Origin of the sequence: Hydrogenophaga sp. NFH-34 (assembly GCF_021401345.1) — a bacterium.
Taxonomy (GTDB): domain Bacteria; phylum Pseudomonadota; class Gammaproteobacteria; order Burkholderiales; family Burkholderiaceae_C; genus Hydrogenophaga; species Hydrogenophaga electricum.
This window is the reverse complement of sequence record NZ_JACBGE010000015.1, coordinates 39,931-59,291: the sequence shown is the minus strand read 5'-3', so window position 1 is coordinate 59,291 and position 19,361 is coordinate 39,931. Positions and strand designations below refer to the sequence as shown.

Genomic DNA, 19,361 nt, shown 5'->3' with positions numbered 1-19,361 from the left:
GACGGGCTGCCGCCCTCAGTGCAGGCCCCCGTAGTTGTCCTCGCGGATCACGCGCGGGGTGATTTCGCGCGGCTCGATGCTCACCGGTTCGTACACCACGCGTTGACGCTCGGCGTCGTAGCGCATTTCCACATGCCCCGACAGCGGGAAATCCTTGCGGAACGGATGGCCGATGAAACCGTAGTCGGTGAGGATCCGGCGCAGATCGTCGTGCCCTTCGAACACGATGCCATACAGATCGAAGGCCTCGCGCTCGTACCAGTTGGCCGAGTTCCACAGCCCCGCCACCGAGGCCACCACGGGAAAGTCGTCGTCGGCACAGAAGACACGCACCCGCACGCGCTGATTGAGACTCACCGAAAGCAGGTGCGAAACCACGGCAAAACGGGAGCCTTCCCAGCGACCGTCGCCGTAGCTCGCGTAGTCGACACCACACAGGTCGATCAGCTGCTCGAAACTGGCCTGAGGCGCATCGCGCAAAACCTGCATGACCTCCAGGTAGTTCGCCGCCGAGACGGTGACCGTCACCTCATCGCGCACGAGATCGACAGTCAGCACACGCCCACCGAGCAAAGTCGCCAAGCTGGCGCGCAAAGCCTCGGGATGGATGGCAACGGAGGAATCTGTATCACTCATGGGAGCGTCTTTCGCAACGCCGGGTCAGGCCCGTGCAATCGTGTTGGTGCGGCGAATCTTTTGCTGCAGCTGGATGATCCCGTACAGCAGCGCCTCGGCAGTGGGCGGACAACCCGGCACATACACATCCACGGGCACGATGCGATCACACCCGCGCACCACCGAATAGCTGTAGTGGTAATAGCCCCCGCCATTGGCGCAGGAGCCCATGGATAACACCCAGCGCGGCTCGGCCATTTGGTCATACACCTTGCGCAAAGCCGGTGCCATCTTGTTGCACAGCGTCCCTGCCACGATCATCAGATCTGACTGGCGCGGACTGGCGCGAAACACCTCGGCACCGAAACGGCCGATGTCGTAACGCGCCGCGGCCGCGTGCATCATTTCGACCGCACAGCAAGCCAGACCAAAGGTCATGGGCCAGAGCGATCCGGTCTTGGCCCAGTTCACCACAGCGTCGTAGCTGGTGGTGACGAACCCTTCCTTGAACACACCTTCAATCATGCACAGCTCCATCGCACGCGAACAGCATGTCCGCACGCATTGACAGGGCCCGACAAGGGATCACTCCCAGTCGAGCGCGCCCTTTTTCCATTCGTATGCGAAGCCGACCACCAGGATCGCCAGGAACACCACACCCGCCCAGAACCCGGTGACACCGATGTCGGTGAAAGCCACGGCCCAGGGAATGAGGAAGGCGATTTCGAGGTCGAAGAGAATGAAGAGGATGGCCACGAGGTAGTAGCGGACATCAAACTTCATGCGCGCGTCTTCGAAAGCCTCGAAGCCGCATTCATACGGAGAGTTTTTGGCGGCGTCAGGCCGGTTGGGACCGAGGATGTAGCCGAGAACCTGGGGAAGAATACCGACAGCGATACCAACCAGAATGAACAAAAGCACAGGAAGGTATTGCTGGAGGCTCATCTTGGTTTTTCCGCGTGCATGGCATGGGCTGCCATGGATGCCAAAGATCTGGTGCCGACGGCGAGACTCGAACTCGCACAGCTTTCGCCACTACCCCCTCAAGATAGCGTGTCTACCAATTTCACCACGTCGGCTGGTCTGCTTGCCGGGTCCAAAAAGGTCGTGGGGTACCCGGCTGGCAATCCTTAGAGTTTACCCTGAAACACCCTCGGTTTTCGAGGCGTGCTTCTGAATTTCCGAACAAATGCGTTGGGATGGTGCGATGCAAAAAACCGCAGACAGGACATGCCCGCCCGCGGTGCATCTCGCCCTGTTATTGCCCAGGAATCTGCGCGGCACCGGCCGGCGCCGCGTCACCTGCGGGCACCTCCGTGGTTCCCGGCTGGGCCGCCGGTTGCGACGTGGCTGGCGCAGGGGCCATCACGCCTTCCAGCACGCTGCCTGACGGTGCCGCCGTCGTGCGCAAGTTGCCGAAGTAGGCCAGTGCGAGCGTACTGGCCAGAAACACCGTCGCCAGCACGGCCGTGGTACGCGAAAGGAAGTTCGCCCCGCCACTGGCGCCGAACAGGCTCGCCGAGCCCGAGCCACCACCACCAAAGGCCGCACCAGCATCGGCCCCCTTGCCGTGCTGCATCAGGATCAGGCCAATCATGCCGATGGCGGTCAGGATCTGCACCGCCTGCAGGATGGTCAACAGAATGTTCATGCTTGCTCCAGGATAGACAGGCGCAGCCGGCTCAGCCAGCCGCCGCCACAATGGTCAGAAAATCGGCAGCCTTGAGCGACGCACCGCCGATCAAGCCTCCGTCGATGTCGGGCTGAGCCAGCAGACTGGCCGCATTGGCGGCGTTCATGCTGCCCCCATAGACAATCGGCACCCGCTTCGGGTTGGTCGTCGCCGCCGCCAGTTGCGCCCGCAGCACGGCGTGCACCTGCTGTGCCTGCTCGGGCGTGGCGGTCTTGCCCGTCCCGATGGCCCAGACCGGCTCATAGGCCACCACGATTTCGGTGATGCAGTGGCCCACTGCGTGAATCACCGCCGCCAGTTGGCGCTTGACCACCAGCTCGGTCTCACCGGCTTCGCGTTGCGCCAGCGTCTCGCCGACACACACGATCGGGGTGATGCCGGCGGCCAGCGCGCGCTGCGCCTTGGTCGCCACCGTCTCATCGGTTTCACCGTGGTACTGCCGCCGCTCGGAATGACCGACCAGGGCATAGCGGCAGGCAAAGTCCTTGAGCATGGCCGCGCTCACCTCACCGGTGAAAGCACCCTGCTCGTGGGCAGACACGTCTTGCGCTCCCCAGGCGATCGGACTGCCTTGCAGCAGCCCCTGCAACTGCGCCAGATACGGCGCCGGCGCGCACAAGGCCACGTCACAGGCGGGCGCGGCCAAACCGGCCAGCATGGCCTTGACCAGGCTTTCGTTGGCGGCGAGGCCACCATTCATCTTCCAGTTGCCTGCGATCAGTTTTCTGCTCATCCGAAATCTCCGCGGGATTCAGGACCAAGTCAGCACGATCTTGCCGATGTGCTGGTTGGTCTCCATGAGGGCGTGCGCTTCGGCAGCGTGCGCCGCTTCAAAAGTGGCGTGAACCACAGGCCGCACCAGCCCTTGTTCGAGCCAGGGCCAGACTTGCTCGCGCAACGAGGTGGCAATCGCCGCCTTGAAGGCCACTGGCCGCGGGCGCAGGGTCGAACCGGTGATCACCAGCCGGCGACGAAGCACCAGACCCGCATTGAAGCCGGACTGCACCCCGCCCTGCACCGCAATGATGACCAGCCGGCCGTCTTCGGCCAGGCACTCCACCTCGCGCGCCACATAGTCGCCTGCCACCATGTCGAGCACCACGTCGACGCCACGGCCACCGGTCAGTTCCCGCGCCACCGCCACAAAGTCCTGCTCGCGGTAGTTGATGGCATGGTCAGCACCCAGGGCCAGGCAGGCCGCGCATTTCTGGGCACTCCCGGCGGTGGCGATCACGTGCGCCCCGGCAGCCTTGGCCAGCTGGATCGCCGTCACGCCAATGCCACTGGTACCCCCCTGCACCAGCAGGGTTTCACCGGGCTGCAGACGGCCGCGATCGAACACGTTGCTCCAGACCGTGAAGAAGGTCTCGGGCAAGGAGGCCGCCTGCACATCATCCAGACCCGCCGGGACAGGCAGACACTGCGCCACGGGCGCGACGCAGTATTCGGCATACCCACCGCCAGCGACGAGCGCGCAGACGCGATCTCCGACACTCAGGCCCGCAGCCGACAGCGCAGCCGCATCCCCCGATACGATGACGCCAGCCACCTCCAGTCCCGGCAGATCCGGAGCGCCGGGCGGTGGCGGATAAGCCCCCTTGCGCTGCAGGACATCGGGCCGGTTCACCCCGGAGGCGTGCACGCGGATCAGCACCTCTCCGCTACCGGCCTCCGGAAGTGGGCGCTGCACCAGGCGCAAGACCTCGGGCGCGCCGAAAGCGCTGATTTCGACCGCTTGCATCGTGGTCACGGCCTGCCGCTTATTGCTGCTGTTGCTGTTGCTGCTGGGCAGCCTCCATGTCCGCCGGTGCGCGTTCAGCACGCTCCGGGCGTTCGGCACGCTCCGGACGATCCAGCAAGGCCTTCATGGACAGCTTGACGCGTCCCTTTTCGTCGGTCTCGAGCACCTTGACCTTCACGATCTGACCTTCCTTGAGGTAGTCCGTGACCTTCTCGACGCGCTCGTGGGCGATCTGGCTGATGTGCAGCAGACCGTCCTTGCCGGGCAACAGGTTCACCAGGGCGCCGAAGTCCAGGATCTTGGTGATCGGGCCTTCGTAGACCTTGCCGATTTCGACTTCGGCCGTGATCTGCTCGATGCGGCGCTTGGCTTCGTCGGCCTTGGCACCATCGGTGGAGGCGATGGTGATGGTGCCGTCTTCGTCGATGTTGATCTGGGTGCCGGTCTCTTCGGTCAGCGCGCGGATCACGGCGCCACCCTTGCCGATCACGTCACGGATCTTCTCCGGATTGATCTTCATGGTGTAGAGCTTGGGAGCGAAGTTGCTCACCTCGGTCTTGGCTTCGCCCATGGCTTCCTGCATCTTGCCCAGGATGTGCATGCGCGCCTCCTTGGCCTGGGCCAGGGCGACCTGCATGATTTCCTTGGTGATACCCTGGATCTTGATGTCCATCTGCAGAGCGGTCACGCCATTGGTGGTACCAGCCACCTTGAAGTCCATGTCGCCCAGGTGGTCCTCATCGCCCAGGATGTCGGTCAGCACCGCAAAGCGGTTGCCTTCCTTGATCAGACCCATGGCGATACCAGCCACGTGTGCCTTCATGGGCACGCCGGCATCCATCAGGGCCAGGCAGCCACCGCAAACAGAAGCCATCGACGAGGAGCCATTGGATTCGGTGATTTCCGAGACCACACGGATGGTGTAGGGGAAGTCTTCCTTGCTCGGCAGCGCGGCCACCAGGGCGCGCTTGGCCAGACGGCCGTGGCCGATTTCGCGGCGCTTGGGGCTGCCCACGCGACCGGTTTCGCCAGTGGCGAACGGCGGCATGTTGTAGTGCAGCATGAAGCGGTCTTCGAACTCGCCGGCCAGCGCGTCGATGCGCTGGGCGTCGCGGTCGGTACCGAGCGTGGCAACCACCAGGGCCTGGGTTTCACCGCGGGTGAACAGGGCCGAGCCGTGGGTGCGCGGCAGCACACTGTTGCGAATTTCGATGGGACGCACGGTGCGGGTATCGCGACCGTCGATGCGCGGCTCACCGGCCAGGATCTGGCCACGGACGATCGCGGCTTCGATGTTGAACAGAAGGCCTTCGACGGCCACGCCGTCGAATTCGACGCCTTCGGCCTTCAGGCCATCCATGACCGCGGCATAGGCTTCGCGGCAGGCTTGCGTGCGGGCCTGCTTGTTGCGGATCTGATAGGCGGCTTCGAGCTTGGCCTTGCCCAGGGCTTCCACCTTGGCGATCAGCGGCTCGTCCTTGGCCGGCGGCTGCCAGCTCCATTCGGGCTTGCCCGCATCGCGCACCAGTTCATTGATGGCGGCGATGGCGATGTTGCCCTGCTCGTGGCCGAACACCACAGCGCCCAGCATGATCTCTTCCGACAGTTGCTGGGCTTCAGATTCGACCATCAGCACCGCAGCCTGCGTGCCCGCCACCACCAGATCCATCTGGCTGTTCTGGCGCTCGGTCTGACCCGGATTGAGCACGTACTGGCCGTTGACGTAGCCCACGCGGGCGGCGCCGATCGGGCCGTTGAAGGGGATGCCGGACACCGACAGGGCCGCCGAGGTGGCGATCATGGCCGCGATGTCAGCGTCCACTTCGGGATTCAACGACACCGTGTGGATGACGACCTGGACTTCGTTGAAGAAGCCTTCCGGGAACAGCGGGCGGATCGGGCGGTCGATCAGGCGGCTGGTCAGCGTCTCGAACTCGCTGGGGCGGCCTTCGCGCTTGAAGAAGCTGCCCGGGATCTTGCCGGCAGCGTACGACTTTTCGAGGTAGTCAACGGTCAGCGGGAAGAAGTCCTGGCCGGCCTTGGCTTCCTTGCGCGCCACCACGGTGGCCAGCACCACGGTGCCATCCATGTCGAGCAGCACGGCGCCGCTGGACTGACGGGCGATTTCGCCGGTTTCCATGCGGACCGTGTGCTGGCCCCACTGGAAGGTCTTGGTGACTTTGTTGAACATCGTCATGGATATCTCCTGTTGATTGGGTGCCTGAGGCAGCACCCGGAGCCCGGAAACACCACGTTCGGAACACGATGCCATTCCAGAGGGACTGAAAAACAGCGGCCGAAGCCGGCTTCAGCCCCCTTGGAATGACACAGCTTCGCTCGTCGTGCGGAATCTCCGAAGGAATGAAGCGCAAAACGCCTGAGCCAGCGAACCAACCCAGGCGTTTCGAGCATCCGGACCCGTGCGATTACTTGCGCAGGCCCAGCTTCTTGATCAGGGCCACGTAGCGGTCAGCGTCCTTGGTCTTGAGGTAGTCCAGCAGCTTGCGACGGCGGCTGACCATGCGCAGCAGGCCGCGGCGACCATGGTGATCCTTGGCGTGCTGCTTGAAGTGGGGGGTGAGTTCGTTGATGCGAGCGGTCAGGATGGCCACTTGCACTTCCGGGCTGCCGGTATCGGCGGCTGCACGGGCGTTGGCCGCAATGACGTCGGCCTTGACTTGTTTGTCGATCATGGTGATTCCTTTACAGGGACAGGCGACCCATCGCAGCGCGCACGTGCCGGACAACCCCGCACACGGCCGCAATGGGCGTGAACTTGCCATCCGAATCGGCGGCAACCGGTAATTATAGCCCAGTGCCGTGGGTACCGGGCTGGACGGCCAGCCAGCGGCGCAGGCGTTCCACCCCTTCGGTCAGCCGCCCCAGATCACGGCTGGCAAAACACCAGCGCAGCCACCCCGTCGCCTCGGCGCCGAACGCACTGCCGGGCGCCAAGCCGAGTCCGGCTTCGCGCACCAGGCGCTTGGCCAGTTCCAGGCAGTCGCCCTGGCCCTCCACGCGGAAAAAGGCGTACATACCGCCTGGCGGATCGGCCAGCGTCACCCCAGGCAACGCCGCCAGCAAGGGAATCAAGGTGTCGCGGCAGCGCTGCAGGTGGCGCACCAGCGCCGGGGTGATGTCCTCGGTGTGTTGCAGCGCCACCGTGGCACCCCGTTGCACAAACACCGGCGCGCAGGAGGTGTTGAACTCGATCAATTTGCCCATGACCGGCGTCATCGTCGGCGGCAGCACCAGCCAGCCCAGGCGCCAGCCGGTCATGAGAAAACTCTTGGAAAAGCTGTGCGCCACGATCAGGCGGTCGTCCGGCCGGGCCACATCCAGGAAGCTGGGCGCGGCGCCATTGGCGGTGTCGCCGGCGTAGTACAGGCGCTCGTACACCTCATCGGCCAGCACCCAGGTGCCGGTGCCGCGGCAGTGCGCCAGGATGGTGGCCTGCTCGTCGGCCGAGAGCGTCCAGCCCGTGGGGTTGTTGGGTGCGTTGACGATCAGCAGCCGCGTCGCCGGGGTGATGGCGGCCAGCAGGGCCGGCATGTCCAGGCACCATGCGCCGCGGTCGTCCACCACCAGCGGCACCGTGCGCACCCGGGCACCGAGAATGCGCGGCTGCGCCACCAGGTTGGGCCAGACCGGTGTGACGATGACGACCTCGTCGCCCGCGTCCACCACCGCCTGCACCGCCAACATCAGGCCGTTGACGCCCCCGGACGTGACCGCGATGCGGTCGAACCACGCATCGGTGTGCTGCCCCGGGTGGAGGTGGTGTGTGTAGCCGGCGATGGCGTGGCGAAGCTCCGGCAGACCCAGGTTGTGGGCGTAGAAGGTTTCGCCGGCCTGCAGGGACGCGATGGCCGCCTCCCGGATGATCTCGGGCGTGACCTCGTCACTTTCGCCGAACCAGAACTTGAGCACGCCCTCGCGGCCCAGGCCTTCGTTGGCCACTTCGCGGATCCGCGACTCTTCCAGGCTTTGCACGACCTCACGCATGAAAACTCCCGCACAAAGCCGCGATCATGCCAGTGCTGGCACGCCGTGTTCAAGCGGGCCGCCCCTTCCCGGGCGGTGCGCGTCTGCAGGCCTGGCCAAGACACCGGGCATGCAGCCTGCGCCCCCCCCGGAGCACCCGGACTCAGGGCCGCTGCATCGCGCACTGGTGCGGCATTTCGGCCTGTTCCGGGGTCAGTTGCCGGATGATGCGGAAGCCGTAACCGGACCCTTCGACATCGAACCGGACGCCCGGCGCGCCCTGGCGGTCCATCACGGCGACCGCCAGCGTCTGCTGCACCTGGTGGTCGGCGGCCCGCATGCGTGCCGTCTGGCCCGCCAGCGTGACCTCGGCCTTTTCCAGTTGGGCGGCGATCGCGCCCGCTTCGACCGAACCCGCGCGCTCGATGGCCTGGGCCAGGGCTTCGATCATGAGTTGCATGCGCATGTGCACGTAGTCGTCGGCCGGATTCGGGAAGCGCTGGCGAAACGCCTGGTAGAAGGTCTCGGATGCTTTGGTCGGCACGTTCGGGAACCAGTCGGCCACCGCCACCACCTTGCCGATGCCGGCGTCGCCCATGGCCGCCGGGGCGCCCAGCGCGTTGCCGTAGAAGGTGTAGAAGGTGCCATCGAAGCCGGCCTCGCGCGCCGCCTTGACCAGCAGCGTCAGGTCGTTGCCCCAGTTGCCCGTGAGCACCGCCTGGGCGCCGCTGGCCTTGATCTTGGCCGCATAAGGCGCAAAGTCCTTCACGCGGGCCATGGGGTGCAGCTCGTCACCGACGATCTTCACGTCGGGGCGCTGCGCGGCCAGTTGCCGGCGCCCTTCGCGCAGCACCGCCTGGCCAAACGAATAGTCCTGCCCGATCAGGTAGATGCTCTTGAGCGCCTTGTCTTCGCGCAGCACGCTCATCAGCGCCGACAGGCGCATGTCGGCATGCGCGTCGAAGCGGAAGTGCCAGTAGCTGCAGCGCTCGTTGGTCAGCAGCGGATCGACCGCCGAGTAGTTGAGGAACACCACGCGCCGCGACGGATCGCGCTCGTTGTGCTTGGCGATGGCGTCGATCAGACCGGCGGCGGCGGCGGACGAATTGCCCTGCACCACCACGCCGATGCCCCGGTCGATGGCCGCACGCAGGCCGGACAGCGCTTCTTCGGTCTGCCCTTTGCTGTCAAAGCGCACGATCTCCAGCGGCCGGCTGCCACCCGGCAGCTTCACGCCGCCCCGGGCGTTGACGCGCTCGGTCGCCCAGACCAGATTGCGGTACACCGCCTCCCCGGTATTGGCCATGGGGCCGGACAGGCCTTCGATCATGGCAATGCGGATCGGTGCCGCGTCCGCAGACGCAGCGGGCTGGGCCTGGGCAGCCACCCCGGTCAGGGCGCCGGCGAACAGGGCCGCCAGGAAACGGCGGCGGAAAAAAGCAAGACGTTGCATGAAAACGGTCTCTCCAACGGATCGGGGCCTGTGCGAACACGCGCCCCGGCACCTTGTTTGCAGGCCTGGCGGACGCCAGGCCCTGGCTTCAGGGAGGCGCAGTGTAATTCATAATTACAGGGCCGACTTGTGCCCAGGCGCTGTCAGGCCCCGACGGCCGACACCGCCGCCAGTTCGGCCAAAGGCCAGCGCGGGCGCACGTCGAAACGGTAGCTGGACGCCGCGTCCACCACCGGCGGCAGCAAGCCGGCCTGCGCGCGCAAGCCGGCCGCCAGCGCGATCATGGCGCCGTTGTCGGTGCACAGGTGCAGTTCGGGGTAGTGGACCCGCACGCCGCGCCGCTGGCAGGCCGCGTTCAGTTCCTGGCGCAGCAGCGCATTGGCCCCCACCCCGCCGGCCACCACGAGCCGCCGCAGACCGGTGGCCCGCAACGCCGCCAGCGACTTTTTCACCAGCACGTCGACGATGGCAGCCTGCACGCTGGCCGCCACGTCGGCCTTCTGCTGCGCACTCAGTGGGTCGGCCAGGTAGGCGGTGGCAGGGCCTTCGGGTGCCGCGTGCGCCAGGCGCTTGACCTGGGTGAGCACGGCCGTCTTGAGGCCGGCAAAAGAAAAGTCCAGATCGCCGCTGTGCAGCAGCGGCCGTGGAAAAGCGTAGGCCTTGCCGTCGCCGGACTGCGCCAGCCGCGACAGCGCCGGCCCGCCCGGGTAACCCAGGCCCAGCAGCTTGGCCGATTTGTCGAAGGCTTCGCCGGCGGCGTCGTCGATGGTCTCGCCGAGCAGTTCATAGCGCCCGACGCCGTCGACGCGCATCAGTTGCGTGTGCCCCCCCGAGACCAGCAGCGCCACGAAGGGAAATGCGGGCGGATCGGCGCTGAGGAATGGCGACAGCAGATGGCCTTCCAGGTGGTGCACGCCGATCACCGGTTTGCCCAGCGCCATGCCGAGCGCGCAGGCCACGCCCGAACCGACCAGCAGCGCGCCCGCCAGCCCGGGCCCCCGGGTGTGGGCCACCGCGTCCACCGCCGACAGCGGCAGGCCGGCCTGTTCGAGCACGGCGTCGGTCAGCGGCAGCACGCGCCGGATGTGGTCGCGGCTGGCGAGCTCGGGCACCACGCCGCCGTAGGCCTGGTGCATCTCGATCTGGCTGTGCAAGGCGTGGCCGAGCAGGCGCGGCACGCCGCTGCCGCTGGCATCGACCAGGGCCACACCGGTTTCGTCGCAGGAGGATTCGATTCCCAGGATCCGCATGGGCCGCGAGTGTACGTGCGCGGCCCCGACCATCCGCATAATGCGGCCTTCCCCGCCACCCTGTACCGCATCGATTGCCTTGCCCATGAGCGTCCGCATCACCCTCATTTCTTCCATGGCCACCAAGAAGCTGCTGGCCGAACTGACCGCCCGCTATACCGAGCTGCACCCGGACCACGAGGTGGTGGTGGAATCGGTCGGCGGCGTCGACGCCGCCAAGCGCGTGCAGGCCGGCGAGGTGTTCGACGTCGTGGCGCTCGCGGCCGACGCGATCGAAAAGCTCGCCGCTGGCGGCCACGTGGTGGGCGCCAGCCGCATCGACATGGTGCGCTCGCCGGTGGCCGTGGCCATCAAAGCCGGCGCGCCACGTCCCGACATCGCCACCGAAGAAGCCCTCAAACAGGCGGTACTGGCCGCCCCCACGCTCGGTTATTCCACCGGTCCCAGCGGTGTGCAACTGGCCCGGCTGTTCGAGCGCTGGGGCATCGCCGACGTGGTCCAGAGCCGCATCGTGACGCCGCCGCCCGGCGTGCCGGTGGGCTCGCTGGTGGCCAGCGGCGACGTGGCGCTGGGCTTCCAGCAACTGAGCGAGCTCATGAGCCTGCCGGGCATCGACCTGCTGGGCGGTCTGCCCGAAGCGGTGCAGATCGTCACCACGTTCTCGGCCGCCCAGGCCACGGCCTCGCCCCAGGCCCAGGCCGTGCAGGCGTTCCTGCAGTTCCTGGTCTCGCCCGACACCGCGGCCATCAAGCAGCGCAACGGCATGTCGCCCGCCTGACCCGGGCCGTCCGAACCAAGCCGCCCGATTCAGGCGGCACGCATGTTGCTGGCGTCATTCCACCTCCCTGCGATGCCACCTGCACCATGAAATCGGGCCTGTCTTTCCTCATCGAGGCGCGGCGATGCGAAATCGCCGGCCTGCAGCAACTGGCGCTGACGAGCGCCCTGGTCAACGCGACCGGGCGGCTGGTGCACGCGCTGCAGCGCGAACGGGGCCTGTCCAATCTGTATGTCGGCTCCCAGGGCAGACGCTGGCAGACCGAGCGCACTGGGCAGATCACCCAGTGCGAGCAGTTGCAGGCCGAGGTGCAGGCCTGCTTCGACCAGCTTGACACCCAGTCGCTGCAGACCGCCAACGGCGCCCGCCTGTTCAGCCGCATCGCCTACGTGCTCCAGGGGCTGGACGCCCTGCCCCGCCTGCGCGGGCGTGTCGCGGCCGGCGCGCTGAGCGCACAGCAGACCACCGCCGCCTTCGTGCGCCTGATCAACGGCCTGCTGGCCGTGGTGTTCGAAGCCGCCGACAGCGCACCCGACCCGGACATCTCCCGCCGCCTGGTGGCGCTGTTCAACTTCATGCAGGGCAAGGAATTCGCCGGCCAGGAACGGGCCACGGGCTCGGGCCTGTTCGCCTCCGGCCTGGCCGATCCGGACGAGCAGCACCACCTGCTGGACCTGGTCGAATCGCAGGAACGCTGCCTCCAGGTCTTCACCGACTTCGCCAGCGAAACCCTGCGGGCCGAATGGCAGCGCTCACAGCGCCCCGAGGTGCTGGCCGGGCTGGAGCGCCTGCGCCGCATCCTGGGCACGATGCCGGCAGGCAGCGCCCTCGACGTAAACCTGAGCCAGACCTGGTTCGACGCCTGCACCGCCCGCATCGACGCGATGAAAGCGGTTGAAGACGCGCTGGCCGCCGAGCTGCTGACGCTGTGCACGCAGCGGCTGGACACCACGCGCCGCGAGCTGGCGACGCTCGAACAGGTTGCGGCAGAGCAACGCGACGCCCTGCCGGACCGGGCAGACTTCTTCGACAGCCGCGAAGACCCCCTGCTCGCGTTGCCCCCCAGCGTGGCGGCAGCGGGGGGCGCGGTGCAGGCCTACGGCCCCCAGGTGGACCGCTCCATCCTCGAACTGGTGCAGGACCAGTCGCGCCGCCTCCAGCACATGAGCGACGAGCTCGACACCGTGCGCGCCAGCCTGAACGAGCGCAAGCTCATCGAACGCGCCAAGGGCCTGCTCATGGCCCACCGCCACCTGAGCGAAGAAGACGCGCACAAGACCCTGCGCCAGATGGCGATGAACCAGAACCGCCGCCTGGTGGACGTGGCCGACGCGGTGCTCGCCATGGCCGACGTGCTCTCCGACCGTCCCCGCTGAAGCCCGGCCCTCACACGGGTGCTGCCATGCACAAAAACTGCGTGCGCCTGCACCAGTTTGAGCGCCCGACGGCGCAGCAGGACGCAGGCAGGCAGACCGCAGAAACACGCCTCCTCCGGGATTTTCTCCTGCAAAAACAAATATCTTTCCAAAATTTGATCGCCTGAAGCGCTGCACAGCCATCGGCTGGCACACAAGCTGCTAGATGAGCCACAACCCAGCCAACGACGGCCAGGTACTCATCAGTCTTCCCAGACACGGACAACGGCGTCCATTGCTCTCCGGGCTTCCAGCCCGGGATGCGATGGGCGCCGTTGTCGTTTTGGGCTTCCGATTTTGTTCATCTCGCAGGAGTCGACCATGAAGCAGCCTTTGAACACCCCGTCTTTCTCGCGCCGGGCCGTCATCCAGAAAGCCTCGGCATTGGGAGGCGCCGCCCTGCTGGGCAACGCCTTCATAGCGCCCGCCCGTGCGTCCACCGCGCTGGAAACCAAGACCGCCAAGCTGGGCTTCATCGCCCTGACCGACGCGGCCCCGCTGTTCGTCGCCGACGAAAAAGGCTTCTTCAAGAAGCACGGCATGACCGAGGTGGAGGTGCTCAAGCAGTCCTCTTGGGGCACCACGCGCGACAACCTGGTGCTGGGCTCGGGCAAAGGTGGCATCGATGGCGCCCACATCCTCACGCCCATGCCCTACCTCATCAGCACCGGTGCGGTCACGGCCAACAACGTGCCGGTACCGATGACCATTCTGGCGCGCCTGAACCTGGGTGGCCAGTGCATCTCGGTAGGAGACGAGTACAAGGACCTCAAAGTCGGCCTGGACACCAAGGTCTTCGCCAAGGCCCTGCTCGCCAAGCGCGTGAAGACCGGCAAGCCGGTCAACGCCGCCATGACCTTCCCCGGCGGCACGCACGACATGTGGATCCGTTACTGGATGGCCGCCGGTGGCGTGGACCCGAACAAGGACATCTCCACCATCGTCGTGCCGCCCGCGCAGATGGTGGCCAACATGAAGGTTGGCAGCATGGACACCTTCTGCGTCTGCGAGCCCTGGAACCGGCAGCTCATCAACCAGAAGATCGGCTACACCGCCATCACCACCAGCGAACTCTGGATGAACCACCCGGAGAAGGCGTTTGCCATGCGCGCCGACTACGTGCAGGCCAACCCCAACGCCACCAAAGCGCTGCTCAAGGCGGTGATGGAAGCGCAGATGTGGTGCGAAGACCCGGCCAACCGCGCCGAGGTGGCCGAGATCTGTTCGCGCCGACGCTGGATCAACGCCCCGGTGGCCGACGTGATCGACCGCGTCAAGGGCGACTTCGACTACGGCACCGGCCGCGTGGAGATGAACAGCAAGTTCCAGATGCGCTTCTGGAAAGACCACGCCAGCTACCCGTTCCAGAGCCACGACCTGTGGTTCCTCACGGAAAACCAGCGCTGGGGCTACCTGCCGACCAACCTGGACACCCAGGCCCTGATCGCCAAGGTCAACCGCGAAGACCTCTGGCGCGAAGCCGCCAGGGAGCTGGGCGTGGCCGCCAAGGACATCCCCACGTCCACCTCGCGCGGCGTGGAGAAATTCTTCGACGGCAAGGTCTTCGATCCGGCCAACCCGAAGAAGTACCTGGAAAGCCTGTCCATCAAGGCCACCAGGTCGGCCTGACCCCACCCCCTGCTCCACGACGAGGAACACCATGTCCACGACCGACACCATCGAGCCGATCCGGCTCACCCCCACGGCTGCGGCCGCTCCCGCCGCGCCGGCCTGGCTGGGCAACACCGTGCGCAAGCTGGTGACCCACGTGCTGCCGCCGGTGATCATCCTGGCCGTGCTGCTGCTGATCTGGGAAGCGCTGGGCAGTCGGCCCGGCGCCGCCCTGCCGCCACCGAGCAAGGTGGTGGCCGACACCTGGGAGCTGATCATCGACCCGTTCTACGACAACGGCGGTAACGACGTGGGCATGGCCTGGCAACTGCTGGCCAGCCTCAAGCGCGTGGCCTACGGTTACGCATTGGCGGTGGTGGTCGGCGTGGGCCTGGGCGTGCTGGTGGGCCAGTCGACCTGGGCGCTGCGCGGGCTGGACCCGATCTTCCAGGTGCTGCGCACCGTGCCGCCGCTGGCCTGGCTGCCGATTTCGCTGGCGGGCTTTCGCGACGGCAACCCGTCGGCCATCTTCGTGATCTTCATCACCGCGATCTGGCCGATCATCATCAACACCTCCATCGGCATCCGCAACATCCCCGAGGACTACCGCAACGTGGCCAAGGTGATCCGCCTCAACGGCCTGGAGTACTTCGGCCAGATCATGCTGCCGGCCGCCGCCCCCTTCATCTTCTCGGGGCTGCGCATCGGGGTCGGCCTGTCGTGGCTGGCCATCGTGGCGGCCGAGATGCTGATCGGCGGTGTGGGCATCGGCTTCTTCATCTGGGACGCCTGGAACTCCTCGCGCATCAGCGACATCATCCTGGCGCTGCTCTACGTCGGCCTGATCGGCTTCGTGCTCGACCGCCTCGTGGCCTGGATCGGCCACCTCGTCACCCGCGGCACCGCGGCCCACTGACCCCCCGGACACCTTCACGGAGCCTCACCATGAGCAGCGCCTACCTCAGCCTCTCCCACGTCGACATGAGCTTTGCCGGTCGCAACGGCGCGGTCAACCCCGTCCTCAAGGGCATCAACCTCGACGTCCAGCGCGGCGAATTCATCTCGCTGATCGGCCACTCCGGTTGCGGCAAGTCCACCGTGCTCAACATCGTGGCCGGCCTGCTGCGCGCCACCGCCGGGGGCGTGATCCTCGACGGCCGCGAGATCAACGCCCCCGGCCCGGACCGCGCCGTGGTGTTCCAGAACCACTCGCTGCTGCCCTGGCTCACCGTGTGGCAGAACGTCGAGCTGGCGGTGGACAAAATCTTCCGCGACACCAAGACCCCGTCCGAGCGCAAGGCCTGGATCCGGCACAACCTGGAGATGGTGAACATGGGGCATGCGCTGCACCGCCTGCCCTCGGAAATCTCCGGCGGCATGAAGCAGCGCGTGGGCATTGCCCGTGCCCTGGCGATGGAACCCAAGGTGCTGCTGCTGGACGAGCCCTTCGGCGCTCTCGACGCACTGACCCGCGCGCACCTGCAGGACGAGGTGATCCGCATCCAGAGCGAGCTGGGCAACACCGTGCTGATGATCACGCACGACGTGGACGAGGCGGTGCTGCTGTCCGACCGCGTGGTGATGATGACCAACGGGCCGGCGGCCACCATCGGCCAGATCATGGACGTGCCGCTGGCGCGCCCGCGCAACCGCATCGCGCTGGCCGAAGACGCGGTCTACAACCGCTGCCGGCAGGAGATCCTGAGCTTCCTGTACGAGAAGCAGCGCAAGGTCGAGCCGATCGCGTCTTCGTCGCGCGCAACGCCCGACACCCCGGTGGCCCTGCAGGCCTGATCGCCCGCCGGGACCTCCGGCCCCACCCCCGCCCGCCACCCCCGGTTTGCCGGGGGTGAGGGTGGCTGCCGCCCGGTGAACCTTTTGCCCGAGACAACCCCATGACGACAACCTCCGCTCCCACCCACATCGTCGTGGCCGGCCACGGCATGGTCGGCCACCGCTTCGTCGAAGCGCTGCTGCAACACTGCCCCGACCTGCCGGCCGCCGGGTTGCGCGTGACCGTGCTGGGCGAAGAGCCGCGCCCGGCCTACGACCGCGTGCACCTGTCGGACTTCTTCAGTGGCCGCAGCGCCGAAGCGCTGTCGCTGGTGCCCGACGGCTTCTACGACCGCCCCGGCCTGCGCCTGCGCCTGAACGCCCGCGTCGTGGCGATCGAACGCCGCGCGCGCACGCTGCAGCTGGCCGACGGTGAGGTCATCGCCTACGACCGCCTGGTGCTGGCCACCGGCTCCACGCCGTTCGTGCCCGGCGTGCCCGGGCGGGACCGCGCGCACTGCCACGTCTACCGCACCATCGAAGACCTCGAAGGCATGCAGGCGTCGGGGGCGGTGTCCCAAAGCGGCGTGGTCGTCGGCGGTGGCCTGCTCGGCCTGGAATGCGCCAAGGCGCTGCGCGACCTCGGGCTGGTCACGCACGTGGTGGAGTTCGCGCCGCGCCTGATGAGCGTGCAGGTCGACGAGGCCGGCGGCCGGGTGCTGCGCAGCCAGATCGAGGCGCTGGGCGTGCAGGTGCACACCGGCCGCAACACGGTGGACATCACCGACGGCGCCACCGCGCGCCACCGCATGGTGTTTGCCGACGGCACACACCTGGAGACCGACATGATCGTGTTCTCCGCCGGCATCCGGCCACGCGACGAGCTGGCGCGCCAGTGCGCGCTGGCCATCGGCCCGCGCGGCGGCGTGGCCATCGACGACCAGTGCCGCAGCAGCGACCCGGCCATCTATGCCATCGGCGAATGCGCCGCCTGGAACGAGCAGGTGTTCGGCCTGGTCGCACCGGGTTACGACATGGCACGCGTGGCGGCCGCGCACGTGGCCGGCGAAGCCGACGCCGCGTTCCACGGTGCGGACCTGTCCACCAAGCTCAAGCTGATGGGCGTGGACGTGGCCAGCATCGGCGACGCCCACGGCCGCACGCCCGGCTGCCGCAGCGTGAGCTTCACCGACGACCTCAAGCAGGTCTACAAGCGCCTGGTGGTCAGCGAGGACGGCCAGCGCCTGCTGGGCGCGGTGCTGGTGGGCGACGCGGCCGAATACGCGACGCTGCTGCCCATGATGCTCAACGGCATCGCCCTGCCCGCCGCGCCCGAACAGCTCATCCTGCCGGCGGCCGAAGGCGGCAAGCCCGGCCTGGGTGTGGACGCCCTGCCCGACAGCGCTGTGCTGTGCTCGTGCAACAACGTCAGCAAGGCCCAGCTCTGCGCGGCCATCGAAGGCGGCGCCCACACCGTCGGTGCGCTGAAAGCCTGCACCCGCGCCGGCACCTCGTGCGGCGGCTGCGTGCCCATGGTCACGCAGGTGCTCAAGGCCGAACTCACGCGCCAGGGCGTGGCCGTCAGCAACCACCTGTGCGAACACTTCCCCCATTCGCGCCAGGCGCTCTACCACTTGGTGCGGGTGGGCGAGATCAAGACCTTTTCCGAGCTCATCGCCCGCCACGGCCAGGGCCACGGCTGCGACATCTGCAAGCCCACGGTGGCCAGCATCCTGGCCAGTTGCTGGAACGGCTTCGTGCTCTCGCCGCAGAACGCGCCGCTGCAGGACAGCAACGACCACTTCCTGGGCAACATCCAGAAAGATGGCACCTACTCCGTGGTGCCGCGCGTGCCGGCCGGCGAGATCACGCCCGATCAGCTCATCACCATCGGCGACATCGCCAAGCGCTACCGGCTCTACACCAAGATCACCGGCGGCCAGCGCATCGACCTGTTCGGCGCGCAGGCGCACCAGTTGCCACGGATCTGGCGCGAACTGGTCGACGCCGGCTTCGAAAGCGGCCACGCCTACGGCAAGAGCCTGCGCACGGTCAAGAGCTGCGTGGGCAGCACTTGGTGCCGCTACGGCGTGCAGGACTCGGTGGCCATGGCCCTGCGCCTGGAGCACCGCTACAAGGGCCTGCGCGCGCCGCACAAGATCAAGTTCGGCGTCTCCGGCTGCACGCGCGAATGCGCCGAAGCGCAGGGCAAGGACGTGGGCGTCATCGCCACCGAACGCGGCTGGAACCTCTATGTGTGCGGCAACGGCGGCATCAAGCCGCGCCACGCCGAACTGCTGGCCAGCGACCTCGACGAGGCCACGCTGATCCGCAGCATCGACCGCTTCCTGATGTTCTACATCCGCACCGCCGACCGGCTGCAGCGCACCAGCACCTGGCGCGACCAGCTCGAAGGCGGGCTGGACTACCTCAAGGCCGTGGTGATGGCCGACAGCCTGGGGCTGGGCGCCGAACTGGAGGCCCAGATGGCGCACCACGTGGCGAGCTACGCCGACGAATGGAAAGTGGCCCTGGAAACCCCGGCCACGCTGCAGCGCCTGCGCACCTTCGTCAACAGCGACGCGGGCGACCCCCACGTGGTGTTCGTGCAGGAGCGCGGGCAGCCGCGCCCGGCCACCGCCGCCGAAAAACAGGCACTGCCCGCCGGCCGCGCCACCGAACCGGTCTCGGCCTGACCCGGGAGCAGCCCCCATGGACACCTCCCACCCCGCCTGGCAGCGCATCTGCGCGCTCACCGACATCCTGCCCGACACCGGCGTCTGCGCGCTGGTCGGCGAGCGGCAGATCGCCGTCTTCCGGCTCGGCGACGACAGCCTGTACGCGCTGGACAACCACGACCCGCACAGCGGCGCCAACGTGCTCTCGCGCGGCATCGTGGGCGATCTGCGCGGCGAGCCCGTGGTCGCCTCGCCGATCTACAAGCAGCACTACGCGCTGCGCACCGGCGCCTGCCTGGAAGACGCCACCACCACGCTGCAGACCTACGCCGTGCAGGCGCGCGAAGGTGCGGTCTGGTTGCTGGCCTGA

At 67.2% G+C, this 19,361-nt stretch carries 18 protein-coding genes and 1 tRNA gene; 7 read left to right on the top strand and 12 right to left on the bottom strand.

The features are described 5' to 3' along the window. Window positions 1-15 precede the first annotated feature (15 nt). From L0977_RS15240 to tsaD, 12 genes are all read right to left on the bottom strand, one after another. Complete coding sequence (locus L0977_RS15240; RefSeq protein WP_234265708.1) at window positions 16-636, bottom strand: NADH-quinone oxidoreductase subunit C; 621 nt, start codon at window positions 634-636, stop codon at window positions 16-18. Between the two features lie 24 nt (window positions 637-660). Further along, on the bottom strand, window positions 661-1,140 hold the full coding sequence (locus L0977_RS15235) for a NuoB/complex I 20 kDa subunit family protein (RefSeq protein WP_234265707.1): 480 nt from the start codon (window positions 1,138-1,140) through the stop codon (window positions 661-663). A 60-nt stretch (window positions 1,141-1,200) separates the two neighbouring features. Continuing rightward, window positions 1,201-1,560, bottom strand: a complete 360-nt coding sequence (locus L0977_RS15230) for an NADH-quinone oxidoreductase subunit A (protein ID WP_234265706.1) — start codon at window positions 1,558-1,560, stop codon at window positions 1,201-1,203. A 49-nt stretch (window positions 1,561-1,609) separates the two neighbouring features. Next, window positions 1,610-1,694, bottom strand: a tRNA-Leu gene (locus L0977_RS15225). A 179-nt stretch (window positions 1,695-1,873) separates the two neighbouring features. Beyond that, a complete protein-coding gene (gene secG / locus L0977_RS15220) occupies window positions 1,874-2,266 on the bottom strand; it encodes a preprotein translocase subunit SecG (RefSeq protein WP_234265705.1) in 393 nt (130 codons plus the stop codon). A gap of 31 nt (window positions 2,267-2,297) precedes the next feature. Further along, the gene (gene tpiA, locus L0977_RS15215; protein ID WP_234265704.1) at window positions 2,298-3,041 is read right to left on the bottom strand and encodes a triose-phosphate isomerase; all 744 of its coding nucleotides are present in this window, start codon (window positions 3,039-3,041) and stop codon (window positions 2,298-2,300) included. A gap of 18 nt (window positions 3,042-3,059) precedes the next feature. Further along, window positions 3,060-4,049, bottom strand: coding sequence for an NAD(P)H-quinone oxidoreductase (locus tag L0977_RS15210; protein ID WP_234265782.1), 990 nt, complete (start codon window positions 4,047-4,049; stop codon window positions 3,060-3,062). A 19-nt stretch (window positions 4,050-4,068) separates the two neighbouring features. Beyond that, on the bottom strand, window positions 4,069-6,246 hold the full coding sequence (gene pnp / locus L0977_RS15205; RefSeq protein WP_234265703.1) for a polyribonucleotide nucleotidyltransferase: 2,178 nt from the start codon (window positions 6,244-6,246) through the stop codon (window positions 4,069-4,071). Between the two features lie 229 nt (window positions 6,247-6,475). After that, entirely contained in the window at window positions 6,476-6,742 is a 267-nt protein-coding gene (gene rpsO, locus L0977_RS15200; RefSeq protein ID WP_234265702.1) for a 30S ribosomal protein S15, read from the bottom strand. Window positions 6,743-6,854: 112 nt separating this feature from the next. Next, complete coding sequence (locus L0977_RS15195; protein WP_234265701.1) at window positions 6,855-8,054, bottom strand: pyridoxal phosphate-dependent aminotransferase; 1,200 nt, start codon at window positions 8,052-8,054, stop codon at window positions 6,855-6,857. A 142-nt stretch (window positions 8,055-8,196) separates the two neighbouring features. Continuing rightward, window positions 8,197-9,486, bottom strand: coding sequence for a branched-chain amino acid ABC transporter substrate-binding protein (locus L0977_RS15190; RefSeq protein WP_234265700.1), 1,290 nt, complete (start codon window positions 9,484-9,486; stop codon window positions 8,197-8,199). 143 nt (window positions 9,487-9,629) lie between these two features. Beyond that, entirely contained in the window at window positions 9,630-10,736 is a 1,107-nt protein-coding gene (tsaD, locus tag L0977_RS15185; RefSeq protein ID WP_234265699.1) for a tRNA (adenosine(37)-N6)-threonylcarbamoyltransferase complex transferase subunit TsaD, read from the bottom strand. Window positions 10,737-10,821: 85 nt separating this feature from the next. Between tsaD and L0977_RS15180 the strand changes: the two genes are divergently transcribed. The 7 genes from L0977_RS15180 (at window position 10,822) to nirD (ending at window position 19,361) form a co-directional block, all read left to right on the top strand. Further along, window positions 10,822-11,514 (top strand): substrate-binding domain-containing protein, encoded by a 693-nt coding sequence (locus L0977_RS15180; protein WP_234265698.1) that lies wholly within the window; start codon window positions 10,822-10,824, stop codon window positions 11,512-11,514. Between the two features lie 86 nt (window positions 11,515-11,600). Beyond that, on the top strand, window positions 11,601-12,890 hold the full coding sequence (locus L0977_RS15175) for a nitrate regulatory protein (RefSeq protein ID WP_234265697.1): 1,290 nt from the start codon (window positions 11,601-11,603) through the stop codon (window positions 12,888-12,890). A 360-nt stretch (window positions 12,891-13,250) separates the two neighbouring features. Further along, window positions 13,251-14,558 (top strand): CmpA/NrtA family ABC transporter substrate-binding protein, encoded by a 1,308-nt coding sequence (locus L0977_RS15170; RefSeq protein WP_234265696.1) that lies wholly within the window; start codon window positions 13,251-13,253, stop codon window positions 14,556-14,558. Window positions 14,559-14,589: 31 nt separating this feature from the next. Beyond that, entirely contained in the window at window positions 14,590-15,456 is an 867-nt protein-coding gene (gene ntrB, locus L0977_RS15165) for a nitrate ABC transporter permease (RefSeq protein WP_234265695.1), read from the top strand. A gap of 29 nt (window positions 15,457-15,485) precedes the next feature. Next, window positions 15,486-16,334 (top strand): ABC transporter ATP-binding protein, encoded by an 849-nt coding sequence (locus L0977_RS15160; RefSeq protein ID WP_234265694.1) that lies wholly within the window; start codon window positions 15,486-15,488, stop codon window positions 16,332-16,334. A 101-nt stretch (window positions 16,335-16,435) separates the two neighbouring features. After that, window positions 16,436-19,009: a nitrite reductase large subunit NirB gene (gene nirB / locus L0977_RS15155; RefSeq protein ID WP_234265693.1), complete on the top strand. Its 2,574-nt coding sequence runs from the start codon at window positions 16,436-16,438 to the stop codon at window positions 19,007-19,009. Between the two features lie 16 nt (window positions 19,010-19,025). After that, a complete protein-coding gene (nirD, locus tag L0977_RS15150; RefSeq protein ID WP_234265692.1) occupies window positions 19,026-19,361 on the top strand; it encodes a nitrite reductase small subunit NirD in 336 nt (111 codons plus the stop codon).

Bases quoted from the DNA above. Each gene is read 5' to 3' on its own strand.
- L0977_RS15180 (WP_234265698.1), top strand. From the start codon at position 10,822: ATGAGCGTCCGCATCACCCTCATTTCTTCCATGGCCACCAAGAAGCTG.
- L0977_RS15175 (WP_234265697.1), top strand. From the start codon at position 11,601: ATGAAATCGGGCCTGTCTTTCCTCATCGAGGCGCGGCGATGCGAAATC.
- L0977_RS15230 (WP_234265706.1), bottom strand. From the start codon at position 1,560: ATGAGCCTCCAGCAATACCTTCCTGTGCTTTTGTTCATTCTGGTTGGT.
- nirD (WP_234265692.1), top strand. From the start codon at position 19,026: ATGGACACCTCCCACCCCGCCTGGCAGCGCATCTGCGCGCTCACCGAC.
- secG (WP_234265705.1), bottom strand. From the start codon at position 2,266: ATGAACATTCTGTTGACCATCCTGCAGGCGGTGCAGATCCTGACCGCC.
- L0977_RS15235 (WP_234265707.1), bottom strand. From the start codon at position 1,140: ATGATTGAAGGTGTGTTCAAGGAAGGGTTCGTCACCACCAGCTACGAC.
- L0977_RS15195 (WP_234265701.1), bottom strand. From the start codon at position 8,054: ATGCGTGAGGTCGTGCAAAGCCTGGAAGAGTCGCGGATCCGCGAAGTG.
- L0977_RS15190 (WP_234265700.1), bottom strand. From the start codon at position 9,486: ATGCAACGTCTTGCTTTTTTCCGCCGCCGTTTCCTGGCGGCCCTGTTC.
- L0977_RS15170 (WP_234265696.1), top strand. From the start codon at position 13,251: ATGAAGCAGCCTTTGAACACCCCGTCTTTCTCGCGCCGGGCCGTCATC.
- ntrB (WP_234265695.1), top strand. From the start codon at position 14,590: ATGTCCACGACCGACACCATCGAGCCGATCCGGCTCACCCCCACGGCT.
- nirB (WP_234265693.1), top strand. From the start codon at position 16,436: ATGACGACAACCTCCGCTCCCACCCACATCGTCGTGGCCGGCCACGGC.
- tsaD (WP_234265699.1), bottom strand. From the start codon at position 10,736: ATGCGGATCCTGGGAATCGAATCCTCCTGCGACGAAACCGGTGTGGCC.
- tpiA (WP_234265704.1), bottom strand. From the start codon at position 3,041: ATGAGCAGAAAACTGATCGCAGGCAACTGGAAGATGAATGGTGGCCTC.
- L0977_RS15240 (WP_234265708.1), bottom strand. From the start codon at position 636: ATGAGTGATACAGATTCCTCCGTTGCCATCCATCCCGAGGCTTTGCGC.
- pnp (WP_234265703.1), bottom strand. From the start codon at position 6,246: ATGACGATGTTCAACAAAGTCACCAAGACCTTCCAGTGGGGCCAGCAC.
- rpsO (WP_234265702.1), bottom strand. From the start codon at position 6,742: ATGATCGACAAACAAGTCAAGGCCGACGTCATTGCGGCCAACGCCCGT.
- L0977_RS15160 (WP_234265694.1), top strand. From the start codon at position 15,486: ATGAGCAGCGCCTACCTCAGCCTCTCCCACGTCGACATGAGCTTTGCC.
- L0977_RS15210 (WP_234265782.1), bottom strand. From the start codon at position 4,049: ATGCAAGCGGTCGAAATCAGCGCTTTCGGCGCGCCCGAGGTCTTGCGC.